Raw genomic sequence first — 14,093 nt, 5'->3', positions numbered from 1 at the left:
TAGAATATACCACGCTTTTATGCGTGAAATGGTATTGAAGCTGAAGGGATACAAAACTCTACGCTTAACTGATGAATTAGTGGCCAAGGCGACTGCTCATATTGAGTTTTTGTCATCAATTCAGCTTGAGTGAGCAACGCGAACAAAGAGTGTAATTGAGAAATCGAAACTCTTGTTAGCGCGGCGTTATAAAGAGGCTTTTTAGATTGCCAGATACGGTGTTTTTCGAAGACCTGACCAATCGGCATCTGTTTCATTTGTTGCTGCATTTGTAATAGCAGAGCAAGCTCTCGTTGTATGCTACGTAATAAAATGACGGGTTCGACACCTTCAGCTTCTAGCTGACGCAGGATTCGTTGTGCTCGGTTACCTTTGCCTGCCAATAACGCATCACTCCAATGGAATGGAGTAAAATGGTTGTGTCGACTCAGCGATTCTTCTAAGCGTACTAACGTGAGTTTTCCATCTGGGTATTGGAGAGCCAGTTTTTCTAGGCTTTGGGTGAGAGCAAATAGATTACCCTCATGCCATTGCGCCAGCATTTGAATCGCTTCAGGGTCTGGCGTTAAACCGATTTGACGGCAACGCGCTTGGACAAACTGAGGTAACCGACTGACATCTGGCGTTAGGCAACTGACCCAGTGACCCTGATTCGAAAGAGCCTTAAACCACTTAGCGCTTTCTTGAGCTTTGGTGAGCTTAGTGCCCACCAAGATTAACAAGATATCACTGTGGATATGCTCGGAGATTGCGAGTAGCTCTTTCGCTATTGCGGCATTGACGCCTGACTCTGGCAGTTCAAGCTCGATGACCTGACGGCTAGAGAATAGGCTCAGTGCTTGAGTGCAGTCGTAGACTTGATTCCAGTCGAGACTGTTATCAATCGCAAAGCGGTGACGTTCCTCGAAACCTTGTTGTTTAGCCGCTTTTTGAATCGCTTCTCTGCTTTCTTGTAATAGCAGTGGCTCATTACCAAAGATCAGGTAAACGTTGCTCAGTTGTTTAGCAAGCTGTTCTGGTAAGCGGTCAGCAAAAATACGCATCAAATAAACCTATTATTGAGCAGATTCGCTGAGCTCTGGTTGTTGTTCTGTGCTTGGTTCGATTTCAACGTCGTCAATCTCAACATTCTTGATGTTGTATTGCTTTTCGAGTTCTTTCACTTGAACGTGCTCTAGTGCATCTAGGTCCATGCTATCAGCTGCAATGTTCGCTTTTAGACGAGCCATCTGACGAAGGATTTGGCTTGTTGCCAACTTACGCATCTCATCTTCGATCATGTCTCGTTCAACCGACTTCGCAAGTGCAGTTAGCGGGTTATCTAGGTAACTACGGGTTACGCTGGTTGAGAACGTCTTTGAGCCTAGATCCGGGACAGTTACGCGGTATGAAGCGCGGAATGTCAGTTCTTTCTCTGCTGCACGAGTGTTTTGGTATAGAGACAGAGTTCGCTCACCTACGCTCTCACTAATAATATGCAGGTTAGGTGTATTCTCAGCCGGTGGCACAATTTCTACATCATTCATACGCAGTTGACCTTTCATCATACGTGTAAACGTACTGTATTGGTCGTAACTGGTTACGGAGATCTTGTTGAGTTCTTCTGGTACGGAGTAATCACCACGTAGGTGGAAACCACACGCACTTAATAGGCTGACGGTTAAAACAACAACAGTAACTTTCAATGAAGATAGTGAAATCAGGCGCATTATTTGATGGCTCTCATGAAGGTAGAATACTTATTTAAAGGCTTTAGTTCGTTTGAGTGGTTAGGCTCAAGTCTAAAGCGCTTAAATAAGTAGACAGGGCAATTAGCTACCCTGTCTACAGACTGCTTTTGATGAATTAAGTTCGTTAATTCTTTAGCAATTGCATTGTGCTAACGAAATTAGTTAGCAACGATGTTTAGAAGCTTACCTGGTACGAAGATAACTTTACGGATAGTTAAGCCATCTAGGAACTTCTTAGCGTTCTCATCGTTTAGACCAAGCTCACGAACTTGCTCTTCTGTTGCATCAGCAGCAACGGTTAGTTTCGCACGTAGCTTACCGTTGATCATAACAACGATAGTTTTCTCGTCTTCAACTAGCGCTTTCTCATCGAAAGTTGGCCATGTTGCTGAGTCTACGTTTGATTCACCCAGTGCAATCCACATTTCGTAAGAGATGTGTGGCGTCATTGGGTAAAGCATGCGAACAACAGCTTTTAGCGCTTCATCAAGGATTGCACGATCTTGTACAGACTCTTGAGGTGCTTTCGCTAGCTTGTTCATCAATTCCATGATCGCAGCGATTGCTGTGTTGAACGTTTGGCGACGGCCGATATCGTCCGTTACTTTCGCGATAGTTTTATGGATATCACGACGAAGTGCTTTTTGGTCGCCAGATAGCGCAGAAGCATCAACAGATTCAGCAGCACCCTTAGAAGAGTGAGCGTGAACCAATTTCCAAACACGTTTAAGGAAGCGGTTAGCCCCTTCAACGCCAGACTCTTGCCACTCAAGCGTCATGTCTGCAGGTGATGCAAACATCATGAATAGACGTACTGTATCAGCGCCGTACTTGTCTACCATCTCTTGTGGGTCGATACCGTTGTTCTTAGACTTAGACATTTTGATCATGCCTGAGTGTTCAACTTCACGACCTTGATCGTCGACTGCTTTTTCGATGCGACCTTTACCGTCACGTTCAACCGTTACGTCAGTCGGTGCAATCCACTCTTTGGTGCCTTTTTCGTTTTCGTGATAGAACGCGTCAGCCAGAACCATGCCTTGACATAGTAGTTGCTTGAACGGTTCATCAGACGTCACGTAGCCAGCATCACGTAGAAGCTTATGGAAGAAACGAGAGTAAAGCAGGTGCATACAAGCGTGCTCGATACCACCAACGTATTGGTCAACTGGTAGCCAGTAGTTTGCTTTCTCTGGATCTAGAATGTCGTCTGCTTGCGGTGAACAGTAACGTGCGTAGTACCAAGAAGACTCCATAAACGTATCGAACGTGTCAGTCTCACGTAGAGCGGGTTCGCCGTTGAATGTTGTTTCAGCCCAAGACTTGTCAGCCTTGATTGGGCTCGTTACGCCATCCATTACTACATCTTCAGGAAGAATGACTGGCAGTTGGTCTGCTGGTACTGGGTGAACTTCACCGTCTTCAGTGGTTACCATTGGGATTGGAGCGCCCCAGTAACGTTGACGAGATACACCCCAGTCACGTAGACGGAAGTTTACTGTCTTCTTACCTTTGCCTTCAGCTTCAAGCTTCGCAGCAATTGCATCGAATGCTTCTTGGAACGCAAGACCATCGAATTCACCAGAATCAAACAGTACACCTTTTTCAGTGTAAGCCGCTTCAGACACGTCTAGTTCAGAACCATCTTCAGGTTTGATTACTGGGATGATATCGATGCCGTACTTAGTTGCGAACTCGTAGTCACGTTGATCGTGAGCAGGAACCGCCATTACCGCACCTGTGCCGTAATCCATAAGTACGAAGTTTGCTACGTATACAGGAACAACACGACCGTTAAGAGGGTGGATAGCCGTTAGGCCAGTATCCATACCTTTCTTTTCCATCGTTGCGAGTTCAGCTTCAGCAACTTTAGTGTTACGACACTCTTCAACGAATGCAGCAAGCTCTGGGTTGTTCTTCGATGCTTTCTCTGCAAGAGGGTGACCTGCAGCGATACCAACGTAAGAAACACCCATTAGTGTATCTGGACGTGTTGTGTACACTTCTAATGGTGCTTCTTCGCCGTTAACAGCGAAAGATAGCTCAACACCTTCAGAGCGGCCGATCCAGTTGCGCTGCATGGTCTTAACCATTTCAGGCCAACCTTCAAGGTTGTCTAGATCGTCTAGTAGCTCTTGAGCGTACTCAGTGATTTTAATAAACCACTGTGGAATTTTCTTTTGCTCTACTGGAGTGTCACAACGCCAGCAACAACCGTCTTCTACTTGCTCATTTGCCAGTACTGTTTGGTCGTTTGGACACCAGTTCACTGAAGATGTCTTCTTGTAAACCAGGCCTTTTTCGTAAAGCTTAGTGAAGAACTCTTGTTCCCAACGGTAGTACTCTGGAGTACACGTTGCGAATTCACGGTTCCAGTCGTAACCAAAGCCTAGAAGCTTAAGCTGGTTCTTCATGTACTCAATGTTTTCGTAAGTCCATGGTGCAGGTGCTGTATTGTTTTTAACAGCGGCGTTTTCTGCAGGTAGGCCGAATGCATCCCAACCAATTGGCTGCATTACGTTTTTGCCTTGTAGACGTTGGAAACGAGATACCACATCACCGATGGTGTAGTTACGCACGTGACCCATGTGCAGTCGGCCACTTGGGTAAGGGAACATAGAAAGACAGTAGAATTTTTCTTTGTTTGGGTCTTCACTTACAACGAAAGTCTCGCTGTTATCCCAGTGTTGTTGAACCTTTTGTTCAATCTCTTGCGGGTTATATTGTTCTTGCATCGATGGTATCCGGTTATCTTGGAATTTGTGAGTTCGGTTAGAACAGAATCTTACAGATCGTCATAGAATACCTAAAGGAGCTGAGTACAACAATAGTTATACCCTTCATACTTGCAGTTGCCGCTTAGTAGATTGTGTAATTTTCACTGAATTTCGCAGGGCAACTATACTTAAGAGTATGAATTGCATTTGTTTGTAAGCGGGAGTGCATTGCAGCGCATCCGTTTGCTCACTAAAAGGTTGGTTATCTTAAGGAGGTTGTTATGCCGAAGAAAAAAGCGCTCTATGAAGAAGTCGTCGAAGAGGTGATTGAAACGCTGAAGCATAGCCCTGAAGAGCTCAACAACAAAATCGAAACGTCGGGCAAGTTTGCGAAAGCAGCTAATGATATGACTAAAGATGAGCTTTCATTGATCTCTGCCTACGTGAAGTCGGACTTAAAAGAGTTTTCCGAAAGCTATGAAGAGAGTAAAAGCGGTCCATTCTATTTGATGATTGCGGACTCTATTTGGCAAGGGCTGTTGGATATTACTGATCGTACTAAGGTGGAATGGGTTGAACTGTTCCAAGACTTAGAACACCAAGGCTTGTATCAAGCGGGTGAAGTCATTGGCTTGGGAACCTTAGTATGTGACGAGTGTGGTCACCAAACCGAATATAACCACCCAACCAATATCATTCCATGCATTAAATGTGGTTCTAAAGGGTTTAGTCGTAAAGCCCTTAAACCGTAAGCTTCTGAACCATAGCGTATCAACGCAAAACCACAGCAATGAAAAAGGGTTGACCCGATCAGTCAACCCTCAAATCACTTTTCGTCGAATCTAGCTTTTTGGCTTTCTAATTACCCAACCAATCACCAAGCTGAGCATCGCCCAGATATACAGTGGCCAAGTACCTACTGTGTGATAAGGCGTTTGACCATCCGTTGAAATGAGTTCAGCTTTTAACACTGCCGTTTCAAACTGAGGCACTTGCTTGATTATATTGCCTTTGTAATCAGTAACTGCCGTCACACCGTTGTTGGTCGAGCGAATAACCGGCTTACCAAGCTCCAGAGCACGCATCTGTGCAATTTCCATATGTTGCAGAGGGCCAATCGAACGACCAAACCACGCATCGTTAGAGAGCGTTAAAATAAAGTCAGTCTCGTCGGTTACGTTCTGTCTAACTTGATCATTAAAGATGATCTCATAACACAGTGCCGGCGCTAAGTGACGACCATTTGCCACTATGTTTGGTTGAACAAAGTCGCCACGGCTAAATGATGACATTGGCAAGTTAAAGAAAGGTGCTAATGGACGCAAGATATCTTCAAACGGCACAAACTCACCAAATGGTAACAGGTGGTGTTTATGGTAGCGTTCGTCTGGATCGTAGCTGTACTCACCGTATGGATTCACACCGAGAGAAAGAACACTGTTGTAGTATTTCTTATCTTCAGACTGATTCAGCACACCGGTAATGATCGAACTGTTGTTCATCTTCGCTGCGCTATCCAAGTTACGTAGGAAAGATGGGATCTCAACTTCGAATGCTGGAATAGCCGCTTCAGGCCAGATGATGATATCCGCTCCCCAGTTTTCTCTGCTTAGGTCGGTGTACTTCATCATGGTTGGCCAGCGATGACTCGGTAGCCATTTACTGTCTTGATCGACGTTGCCTTGTATCAAGACGACTGACGTGGTTTTTTCAGGGTTCGGCGTGACCCAGTCGATGTTGCGAATACCAAAGCCTGCGCTAAATACGACAGCGGGAATGATAGCGATGCTCCAAGCCCGGTTAACAATCGCATAAGTGAATGCAGAGGCTGAAACAATGATCGCTAAAGTTACTAGCTCTACGCCGCCAATCGGTGCAAATGAACCCAATGGCGAATCGATTTGGCTGTAGCCTAACCAAAGCCAAGGGAAGCCCGTCATTACCCAGCCACGCAGCCAATCACAGACTAGCCAGAATGCAGGAGCTGCAAGGAAAAAGCGGCTTAGGTTATTGGCAGGGAAGAATTTATTCAAACCCCAGGTAAATAGCCCTGAATAAACGGCTAGGTAGCCAACAAGCAATGCCATCAAAAATAGGTTGGCTGCCAGTGGCATGCCGCCAAAACCATCAATGCTGACGTATACCCAGCTGATACCTGTGGTGAATTGACCTAAACCCCATGCGTAGCCAATCCAAAGCGCACTTTTAGGAGAGCGGTTGTGGATCAGTAACAGCAACAAAGCTGGGCTGAGAATAGCAAGAGGCCATATAGAGTATGGAGCGAATGAAAGGGTGGTTATAGCGCCAACAAAAACGGCCGCAAGCGGCCGTAATAGGCGATGAATAAAGGTATTAGTCATCTAATTTCTGTCATCTCTTTAGAGAGAAGTTGTTATTCTTCGATAGTCGGAAGAGGCTGTTCGTCAGGAATGGTTACCTGTAGCTGAATCACACGACGGTTATCTGCTGATGTTATTTTGAAATGGTAGTTTTCGATTTCTACAATTTCGCCACGAACCGGCAGGTGGCCGAGTGCTGTCATAACCATGCCGCCTACCGTATCCACTTCGTCGTCACTAAAGGCAGTGTTAAACGTATCGTTGAACTCTTCAATAGTGGTTAAAGCTTTTACAGAGAAGGTATGCTTACTCAGCTTACGAATATCTAGCTCTTCTTCATCGTCGAACTCGTCTTCAATTTCACCAACGATTTCTTCGAGGATATCTTCAATGGTTACCAGGCCAGAAACTCCACCAAACTCATCGACAACGATAGACATGTGGTAACGCTCTTCTTGGAACTCCTTAAGCAGGCGATCAACTCGCTTACTTTCAGGAACAACCACGACAGGGCGAATCACTTGTTCGATATCAAATGGAGCACTTTCTGAACCCAAATACTTAAGTAGGTCCTTCGCTAATAGAATGCCTTCAACATGGTCTTTATCTTCACTGATCACTGGGTAGCGAGAGTGTTGAGCATCAGTAATGAGCGCAATCAATGTATCTAGATCATCTGTGCGTTCAACTGTAACCATTTGAGAGCGAGGCAGCATGATATCGCGTACTCGCATCTCTGAAATTTCCATAACACCCTCGAGCATGTCGCGTGTGTCGTGGTCAATTAGGTCATTAATTTCTGAGTCGCGGATTACATCTACGAGCTCTTGGCGATCTTTTACTTCACCTTGAAATAGTTGGCCTAGGCGTTCAAAGAAGGACTTTCTACTCGGACCTTCAGATTTTTTACTTCCCTCAGAAGTGGGGGGGTTACCTTCGTTCATGATTTCTCAAAAAATAACGCTATCAGAAGTGTGATAGCACACGTTACAACTCAGATTCCTGTGAAAATCACAGGTTCGATGAGTTATTGTTTCTCTGCAACCTACTTTACTAGAATCAATTTACTTTTCTAGAATGTAAGGGTCTTCAAACCCCATAGATTGCATGATTTCTGTCTCGAGTGACTCCATCTCTTCAGCTTCATCATCTTCGATATGATCATAACCTAGCAGATGCAGACTGCCATGTACAACCATATGAGCCCAGTGTGCTAGCAGAGGCTTACTTTGCTCTTCTGCTTCTTTTTCGACAACTTGGCGGCAGATAATGAGGTCGCCCAGTAGATCTAACTCGATCCCTGGAGGAGCCTCGAATGGAAAAGACAACACGTTAGTTGGCTTATCTTTGCCACGATATTCATGATTGAGCTGGTGGCTTTCTTGTGTATCAACGATACGAACCGTCAACTCAGCGTTCTCTTGAAACTGAGGAATTGTCTTGTCCAACCAAAGCTGAATATCTTGCTCAGTTGGAAGACCTTGCTCATTTTCGACCGCTAATTGCAGGTCTAGTTCAATAGACATCTATTTATCACCTTGTTCTGCAATTACAGAGCTATTTTGTGTTGCTAATTGTGTCGTAACTACCTGCTGAGCCTCAAGAAGTTTGGCTTCACGCTCTTCACGTTTACGCTTTTCAAACTCTTTGCGCTCTTTCTGGTCTTTTGCTTCCCACTTCTCGTATGCGTTGACGATACGAGCAACTACAGGGTGACGAACGACGTCTTCAGACATGAAGAAGTTAAAGCTAATGTCGTCGACTTCATTGAGCACTTCAGTCGCATGGCGTAAGCCTGATTTTGCACCACGAGGTAAATCGATTTGCGTAATATCACCTGTGATCACAGCGCGTGAGTTAAAACCGATACGGGTTAAGAACATCTTCATCTGTTCTACCGTGGTGTTTTGGCTCTCATCAAGAATGATAAACGCATCATTCAATGTACGACCACGCATGTAAGCCAGTGGCGCAACTTCAATTACGTTACGTTCAATCAGCTTCTCAACTCGCTCAAAGCCAAGCATCTCAAACAGCGCATCGTAAAGTGGACGTAAATATGGGTCTACTTTTTGGCTTAAATCACCCGGTAGGAAACCAAGCTTCTCACCGGCTTCAACAGCAGGGCGCGTCAATAGAATGCGACGAATCTCTTGGCGTTCAAGTGCATCAACTGCTGCAGCAACGGCTAAGTAGGTTTTACCTGTACCTGCTGGCCCAATACCAAAGGTGATGTCATGAGTCACCATGTTCATTAGGTACTGTGCTTGGTTTGGCGTTCGAGGTTTGATGACGCCTTTTTTAGTCTTAATGGTCACTTCTTTGCCGTAGTCAATTTCAGACTCGACGTGTTGCTCCAAAATGCCTGACTCGGTGATCGCCAGATGTATTTGCTCTGGTTCGATATCGATTATGTTGCCTTTAACTGGAGCCGTTTCAACATAGAGGTGTTTGATGATGTCTAAAGCTGCGGCTGTAGTGTGAGGCTTACCAACAATGGTGAAAAAGTTGCTACGGTAATTAATCTCAACGCCCAGACGACGCTCAAGATGCTTGATGTTGTCGTCAAATGGTCCGCATAAACTTGCCAAGCGCTTGTTGTCTGCTGGTTCTAGATTTATCTCTAAGGTAACGATTTTATTGCTCAAATTAGCCTCTCATTTTGTGCCACTCACTCTTAAATAAAACAAAGAGCAAAAAGCCCGATTTAGACCGGGCTTCTGATGGTGATATCCCTATTTCTAAGATGGTCACTTAGTTAGGTAATTTCAAGCTTTGTGTTTGCGCTTTGTGCTCAAACAGTTGTATTGCCTATGGCGTAAATGTCGCTACACCTAGCTCGTCTTCGCGTTTTGTGTTCGCCATCATTTGAGTCGGCGAGATCACGCTGCGAAGATCCATGTCTTTCTCAGTACGTACTATTTCACCACGGAGTGAGTTAGCAAATACTTCTGTGATTTTCACGTCTACGAACTGGCCGATAAGGTCAGCAGAACCTTCGAAGTTCACTACGCGGCTGTTTTCAGTACGGCCGCGAAGTTCCATTAGGTTCTTTCTTGATGGGCCTTCAACAAGGATACGTTGCTCTGTGCCTAACATTAGACGAGAGAAACGCATAGCTTGTGTGTTTACCGTTTGCTGCAGTTCGTACAGACGATCTTTCTTCTCTTGTGCTGGTACATCACATGGGTAATCTGCCGCTGGCGTACCTGGACGTGGAGAGAAAACAAAGCTGAAGCTCATATCGAAATCAACGTCTTTAATTAGCTTCATTGTATCTTGGAAGTCTTGCTTAGACTCACCAGGGAAACCAACAATAAAGTCAGAGCTGATTTGAATGTCAGGGCGAGCTTTACGCAGTTTACGGATAATAGATTTGTACTCGATAGCCGTATGTGGGCGCTTCATCATCGTAAGAATACGGTCACTACCACTTTGTACTGGTAGGTGAAGGAAGCTCACTAGCTCTGGTGTGTCTTTGTAAACTTCAATGATGTCGTCACCAAACTCAAGCGGGTGGCTTGTTGTGAAACGAATACGGTCGATACCGTCGATAGAAGCAACAAGACGAAGCAGTTCTGCGAATGAACAGATATCGCCTTCGTGTGTTGGACCGCGGTATGCGTTTACGTTTTGACCTAGCAGGTTAACTTCACGTACGCCTTGCTCTGCAAGTTGAGCAACTTCGAAAAGTACATCATCCATTGGACGGCTAACTTCTTCGCCACGTGTGTATGGTACAACGCAGTAAGTACAGTATTTAGAACAACCTTCCATGATAGAAACGAACGCCGTCGCGCCTTCAGCTTTTGGCTCTGGCAGGTTATCGAACTTTTCGATCTCTGGGAAAGAGATATCCATTACTGGCTTTTCGTTAGACAGTGATGATTTAATCATCTCTGGCAAACGGTGTAATGTTTGTGGGCCAAAGATAACGTCTACGTAAGGTGCACGTTGACGAATGTGATCACCTTCTTGAGTCGCTACACAGCCACCCACACCGATCACCACACCTTCTTTTTTATCTTTAAGCGTTTTCCAACGACCAAGCTGGTGGAATACTTTTTCTTGCGCTTTTTCGCGGATAGAACAAGTATTCAATAGTAGTACGTCTGCTTCCTCAGGTACTTCAGTTAGCTCATAGCCATTTGCAGCGTTAAGCAGGTCGGCCATTTTTGATGAATCATATTCATTCATCTGACAGCCCCAAGTTTTAATTAGCAGTTTCTTACTCATTATATGTTCGCTCGATCGTTAGTTTAATTTAAGGGAGCAAATCGCCCATTATTCATCCGCTAGCCCCGTTTGTCATAATTCGGTATTCAATTTTATGACAGGCTCTAGCGGCAAGCGGCGTATTGTACTGGTTTCAAAACCGACTGACTAGTAGTCTGAACAAATCTCTTATGTAGTGGTTTTTATTATCGTTAACGCCATATGCCATAAGGGATAACCCTTTTTTCGAATAAGGTTTTTGGTTACAAGTTAGTTATGAAAAAGTACAATCAAAAACAGTCAAAGAATCAAACTGATAAGTACGAAATATGAACAGTTACGATATTGTAGTAGTCGGTGGCGGCATGGTTGGCGCAGCAACAGCAATCGGTTTTGCAAAGCAAGGTCTGAGTGTTGCGGTGATCGAAGGTTTTGCCCCACAAGCTTTTGATGAATCGCAAGCGATGGACATTCGTGTGTCAGCGATTTCTCAAGCATCGGTCGATTTGCTTGAAAATCTTGGTGCATGGCAAAGTATTGCAGCAATGCGAGTGTGTTCTTATAAACGTTTAGAGACGTGGGAGCACCCAGAGTGTCGTACTCGATTTGATGCTGCCTCACTAGACCTTCCTCGTTTGGGCTATATCGTTGAGAACAGACTCATTCAATTAGGTTTATGGTCTCAATTTGATGCCTACGACAATCTCGAACTGTTATGCCCAGAAAAGCTCGATGTGATTGAGTTTGGTGAAATCAATATCGTAAAGCTTCAATCAGGGGCTGAGTTGTCTGCGAAGTGGGTGGTTGGTGCTGATGGTGCGAATTCAGCCGTTCGCCAACAAGCTGGAATTGGCATCACGGCTTGGGATTATCGACAACACTGTATGCTTATCAATGTAGAAACAGAACAACCTCAGCAAGATATTACTTGGCAGCAATTTCTACCAAGTGGCCCTCGTTCATTTTTGCCTTTGTGTTCTCTAACCTCTGACGGTCAAGAAGTCGGGCTGGGCTCGTTAGTTTGGTATGATTCTCCACTGCGTATTAAGCAACTGTCAGCAATGGCCCCTGAAAAACTACGTAACGAAGTACTTACTCACTTTCCTAAAGAGTTAGGTGATATCAAAGTCTTGAATTCGGGTTCTTTTCCTCTGACACGACGTCATGCTCAATCATACTCGAAGAATAACTGTATTTTGGTCGGAGACTCTGCGCATACCATCAACCCTTTGGCTGGGCAGGGTGTTAACTTAGGCTTCAAAGATGTATCAGTACTGCTGGATGTCACCAAAGAAAAGGGTGAATTGAACCAGTCTGTAGCAAGACGCTACGAGGTGATGAGAAGAGGTGACAACCTAGTGATGCAAAGCGGTATGGATTTCTTCTATAAGACATTCAGCAACGACATTGGTCCACTTAAGTTTGTGCGTAATGCTGCACTCAAGCTAGCAGAGAACTCAGGGCCGATTAAAGCTCAAGTGTTGAAGTATGCCCTGGGCCTTTAATTGAGTATTACAGACACTTTATAAAGAGAAGGAGAGCGAATGCTCTCCTTTTTTGTATCAGATGACTACTATCGCTGTTGCGTCACACAAACCGGTGCATCGATCTCTAAAGAGTACCCTGTATAAACCAAAGACCCATCTTCATTATCTCGCTTGAATGAGGTGATGTTGTTGGAGTGCTGGTTGGCGGCGATAAGCCATTTCCCATCGTTCGTTATATGGAAGTCTCTTGGGAATTTGCCTTCAGTGTCGTAGCTATCAATGAAAGTCAGCCTTTGAGTCTCAGAGTCGATTTTGAAGCTACTGATTCTTGATTGGTGTCGACATGACACATAAAGGAATTGCTCATCAGGCGATAGCTTAATCGCAGCTGCGGCTTCTCCCTTCTCCATATTAGGCAATGCATCAATCTCTTCCACTACATTCCAAATGCCTAAAACCTTTTCCAAAGTCAGCAACGTTTCAGAGAGTTCACAGACCACATAGGCTCTGTCTTCAGCTTTGTTAAAGATTAAATGGCGAGGTCCATTGCCGGCGGGCACCTTAATAGACTGCATTGGCTCATCAAGGAACTCTTCTTGCTCTTCATCAAAGCAATAGAAGTTGATGCGATCGGTGCCGAGATCGACAGTCACAAACTGTGGTGAGTTTTGTAAGAACAGGCATTGATGGGCGTGTGGGCTAGTTTGTCTCTCTTTGTTTGGCCCGGAACCAACCATCTGGATTGTTTTGAGTCGTTTATCGATGCTGCCGTTGATACTTAAGCTAAAAATATCGAATGTGCCAGATGAGTATTGCGACGTGATAGCAAACTTATTGTGTGGATCTATCGCGACGTGACAAGGGTGATCTCCCGAGATGAGGCTTGTATTGTGTGTTAGCTGTGAATCAACATTAGGTATATGAATGAGCTGGGGCTGTTTTTGCTGGTCCACTTCCGATGCAGTATAGATCCCAGTCTTTGTTACAGTAATAAAAGAGGGGTTAGTACATTTGATGATCAGCTCTAGAGGTAATAGTTTTCCTGTTTCTAGATCTAACTGAGTTTGATAAACACCTTGGCTTTTACTTGGTGTATCTGTGTAGCAACCGATCGTTAAGGGGAGGGGTTTCATAGGCTAGTCATACTCAATTAGAAAATGGAGCTGACATTGTCTTATAAAATCGTATTAAAAGTGAGGTTATAGAAGAGAATACTTGGTGACTTGGCTAGCAGATTTGCATATTCCAGATAAAACAAAACCCAGCTAAAAAGCTGGGTTCTATTTAATGATGGTGCGGTCGGAGAGACTTGAACTCTCACACCTCTCGGCGCCAGAACCTAAATCTGGTGCGTCTACCAATTCCGCCACGACCGCAGCAAAGCTTTTACTCTAGCGAAGAGTATAGTTAAGAAGACTTATGGTTTGTCTAAGTAACGTTGTAATAGTGGCTGGGCTACCTGGATTCGAACCAGGGAATGCCGGCATCAAAAGCCGGTGCCTTACCGCTTGGCGATAGCCCAACAATGATATCAATTAAGATATCTCAATATGGTGCGGTCGGAGAGACTTGAACTCTCACACCTCTCGGCGCCAGAACCTAAAT

Annotated in this window: 11 protein-coding genes and 2 tRNA genes; 2 read left to right on the top strand and 11 right to left on the bottom strand. The window is 44.8% G+C overall.

Annotation, left to right across the window (positions count from 1 at the left end; translation table 11 throughout):
• Positions 1–17 precede the first annotated feature (17 nt).
• From holA to leuS, 3 genes are all read right to left on the bottom strand, one after another.
• Positions 18–1,043, bottom strand: coding sequence for a DNA polymerase III subunit delta (gene holA / locus AB6E51_RS22280; protein WP_372058996.1), 1,026 nt, complete (start codon positions 1,041–1,043; stop codon positions 18–20).
• 12 nt (positions 1,044–1,055) lie between these two features.
• Complete coding sequence (gene lptE, locus AB6E51_RS22275; protein WP_017067144.1) at positions 1,056–1,709, bottom strand: LPS assembly lipoprotein LptE; 654 nt, start codon at positions 1,707–1,709, stop codon at positions 1,056–1,058.
• Positions 1,710–1,888: 179 nt separating this feature from the next.
• Complete coding sequence (gene leuS / locus AB6E51_RS22270) at positions 1,889–4,465, bottom strand: leucine--tRNA ligase (protein ID WP_017068503.1); 2,577 nt, start codon at positions 4,463–4,465, stop codon at positions 1,889–1,891.
• A 263-nt stretch (positions 4,466–4,728) separates the two neighbouring features.
• Here leuS and AB6E51_RS22265 point away from each other — a divergent pair, with 263 nt between their 5' ends.
• Positions 4,729–5,199 (top strand): zinc ribbon-containing protein, encoded by a 471-nt coding sequence (locus AB6E51_RS22265; RefSeq protein ID WP_017062329.1) that lies wholly within the window; start codon positions 4,729–4,731, stop codon positions 5,197–5,199.
• 90 nt (positions 5,200–5,289) lie between these two features.
• Here AB6E51_RS22265 and lnt read toward each other — a convergent pair whose 3' ends face one another.
• The 5 genes from lnt to miaB form a co-directional block, all read right to left on the bottom strand.
• Complete coding sequence (gene lnt, locus AB6E51_RS22260) at positions 5,290–6,807, bottom strand: apolipoprotein N-acyltransferase (RefSeq protein WP_065584440.1); 1,518 nt, start codon at positions 6,805–6,807, stop codon at positions 5,290–5,292.
• Between the two features lie 32 nt (positions 6,808–6,839).
• Entirely contained in the window at positions 6,840–7,730 is an 891-nt protein-coding gene (corC, locus tag AB6E51_RS22255; RefSeq protein WP_012603382.1) for a CNNM family magnesium/cobalt transport protein CorC, read from the bottom strand.
• A 120-nt stretch (positions 7,731–7,850) separates the two neighbouring features.
• Positions 7,851–8,312 (bottom strand): rRNA maturation RNase YbeY, encoded by a 462-nt coding sequence (ybeY, locus tag AB6E51_RS22250; RefSeq protein ID WP_012603383.1) that lies wholly within the window; start codon positions 8,310–8,312, stop codon positions 7,851–7,853.
• Positions 8,313–9,434: a PhoH family protein gene (locus tag AB6E51_RS22245; protein WP_017062327.1), complete on the bottom strand. Its 1,122-nt coding sequence runs from the start codon at positions 9,432–9,434 to the stop codon at positions 8,313–8,315.
• A 163-nt stretch (positions 9,435–9,597) separates the two neighbouring features.
• Positions 9,598–11,022, bottom strand: coding sequence for a tRNA (N6-isopentenyl adenosine(37)-C2)-methylthiotransferase MiaB (miaB, locus tag AB6E51_RS22240; RefSeq protein WP_017064168.1), 1,425 nt, complete (start codon positions 11,020–11,022; stop codon positions 9,598–9,600).
• Between the two features lie 308 nt (positions 11,023–11,330).
• On the opposite strand from miaB, the gene AB6E51_RS22235 reads away from it, so the two are divergent.
• Entirely contained in the window at positions 11,331–12,506 is a 1,176-nt protein-coding gene (locus AB6E51_RS22235; protein ID WP_017062325.1) for a 2-octaprenyl-3-methyl-6-methoxy-1,4-benzoquinol hydroxylase, read from the top strand.
• A gap of 68 nt (positions 12,507–12,574) precedes the next feature.
• Here the strand turns inward: AB6E51_RS22235 and AB6E51_RS22230 are convergent, their stop codons facing one another.
• From AB6E51_RS22230 to AB6E51_RS22220, 3 genes are all read right to left on the bottom strand, one after another.
• A complete protein-coding gene (locus tag AB6E51_RS22230) occupies positions 12,575–13,621 on the bottom strand; it encodes a lactonase family protein (RefSeq protein WP_017071286.1) in 1,047 nt (348 codons plus the stop codon).
• A gap of 158 nt (positions 13,622–13,779) precedes the next feature.
• Positions 13,780–13,864: transfer RNA gene (locus AB6E51_RS22225), tRNA-Leu, on the bottom strand.
• A gap of 71 nt (positions 13,865–13,935) precedes the next feature.
• Positions 13,936–14,010: transfer RNA gene (locus AB6E51_RS22220), tRNA-Gln, on the bottom strand.
• Positions 14,011–14,093 lie beyond the last annotated feature (83 nt).

Source organism: Vibrio sp. 10N.247.311.47, from assembly GCF_041467535.1.
Lineage (GTDB): Bacteria > Pseudomonadota > Gammaproteobacteria > Enterobacterales > Vibrionaceae > Vibrio > Vibrio crassostreae_C.
This window is presented reverse-complemented; position numbering and strand designations above follow the sequence as displayed.

What these genes read in the sequence shown, in the direction of transcription:
- holA (WP_372058996.1), bottom strand. Translation starts at nt 1,043, where the DNA reads ATGCGTATTTTTGCTGACCGCTTACCAGAACAGCTTGCTAAACAACTG.
- lptE (WP_017067144.1), bottom strand. Translation starts at nt 1,709, where the DNA reads ATGCGCCTGATTTCACTATCTTCATTGAAAGTTACTGTTGTTGTTTTA.
- leuS (WP_017068503.1), bottom strand. Translation starts at nt 4,465, where the DNA reads ATGCAAGAACAATATAACCCGCAAGAGATTGAACAAAAGGTTCAACAA.
- AB6E51_RS22265 (WP_017062329.1), top strand. Translation starts at nt 4,729, where the DNA reads ATGCCGAAGAAAAAAGCGCTCTATGAAGAAGTCGTCGAAGAGGTGATT.
- lnt (WP_065584440.1), bottom strand. Translation starts at nt 6,807, where the DNA reads ATGACTAATACCTTTATTCATCGCCTATTACGGCCGCTTGCGGCCGTT.
- corC (WP_012603382.1), bottom strand. Translation starts at nt 7,730, where the DNA reads ATGAACGAAGGTAACCCCCCCACTTCTGAGGGAAGTAAAAAATCTGAA.
- ybeY (WP_012603383.1), bottom strand. Translation starts at nt 8,312, where the DNA reads ATGTCTATTGAACTAGACCTGCAATTAGCGGTCGAAAATGAGCAAGGT.
- miaB (WP_017064168.1), bottom strand. Translation starts at nt 11,022, where the DNA reads ATGAGTAAGAAACTGCTAATTAAAACTTGGGGCTGTCAGATGAATGAA.
- AB6E51_RS22235 (WP_017062325.1), top strand. Translation starts at nt 11,331, where the DNA reads ATGAACAGTTACGATATTGTAGTAGTCGGTGGCGGCATGGTTGGCGCA.
- AB6E51_RS22230 (WP_017071286.1), bottom strand. Translation starts at nt 13,621, where the DNA reads ATGAAACCCCTCCCCTTAACGATCGGTTGCTACACAGATACACCAAGT.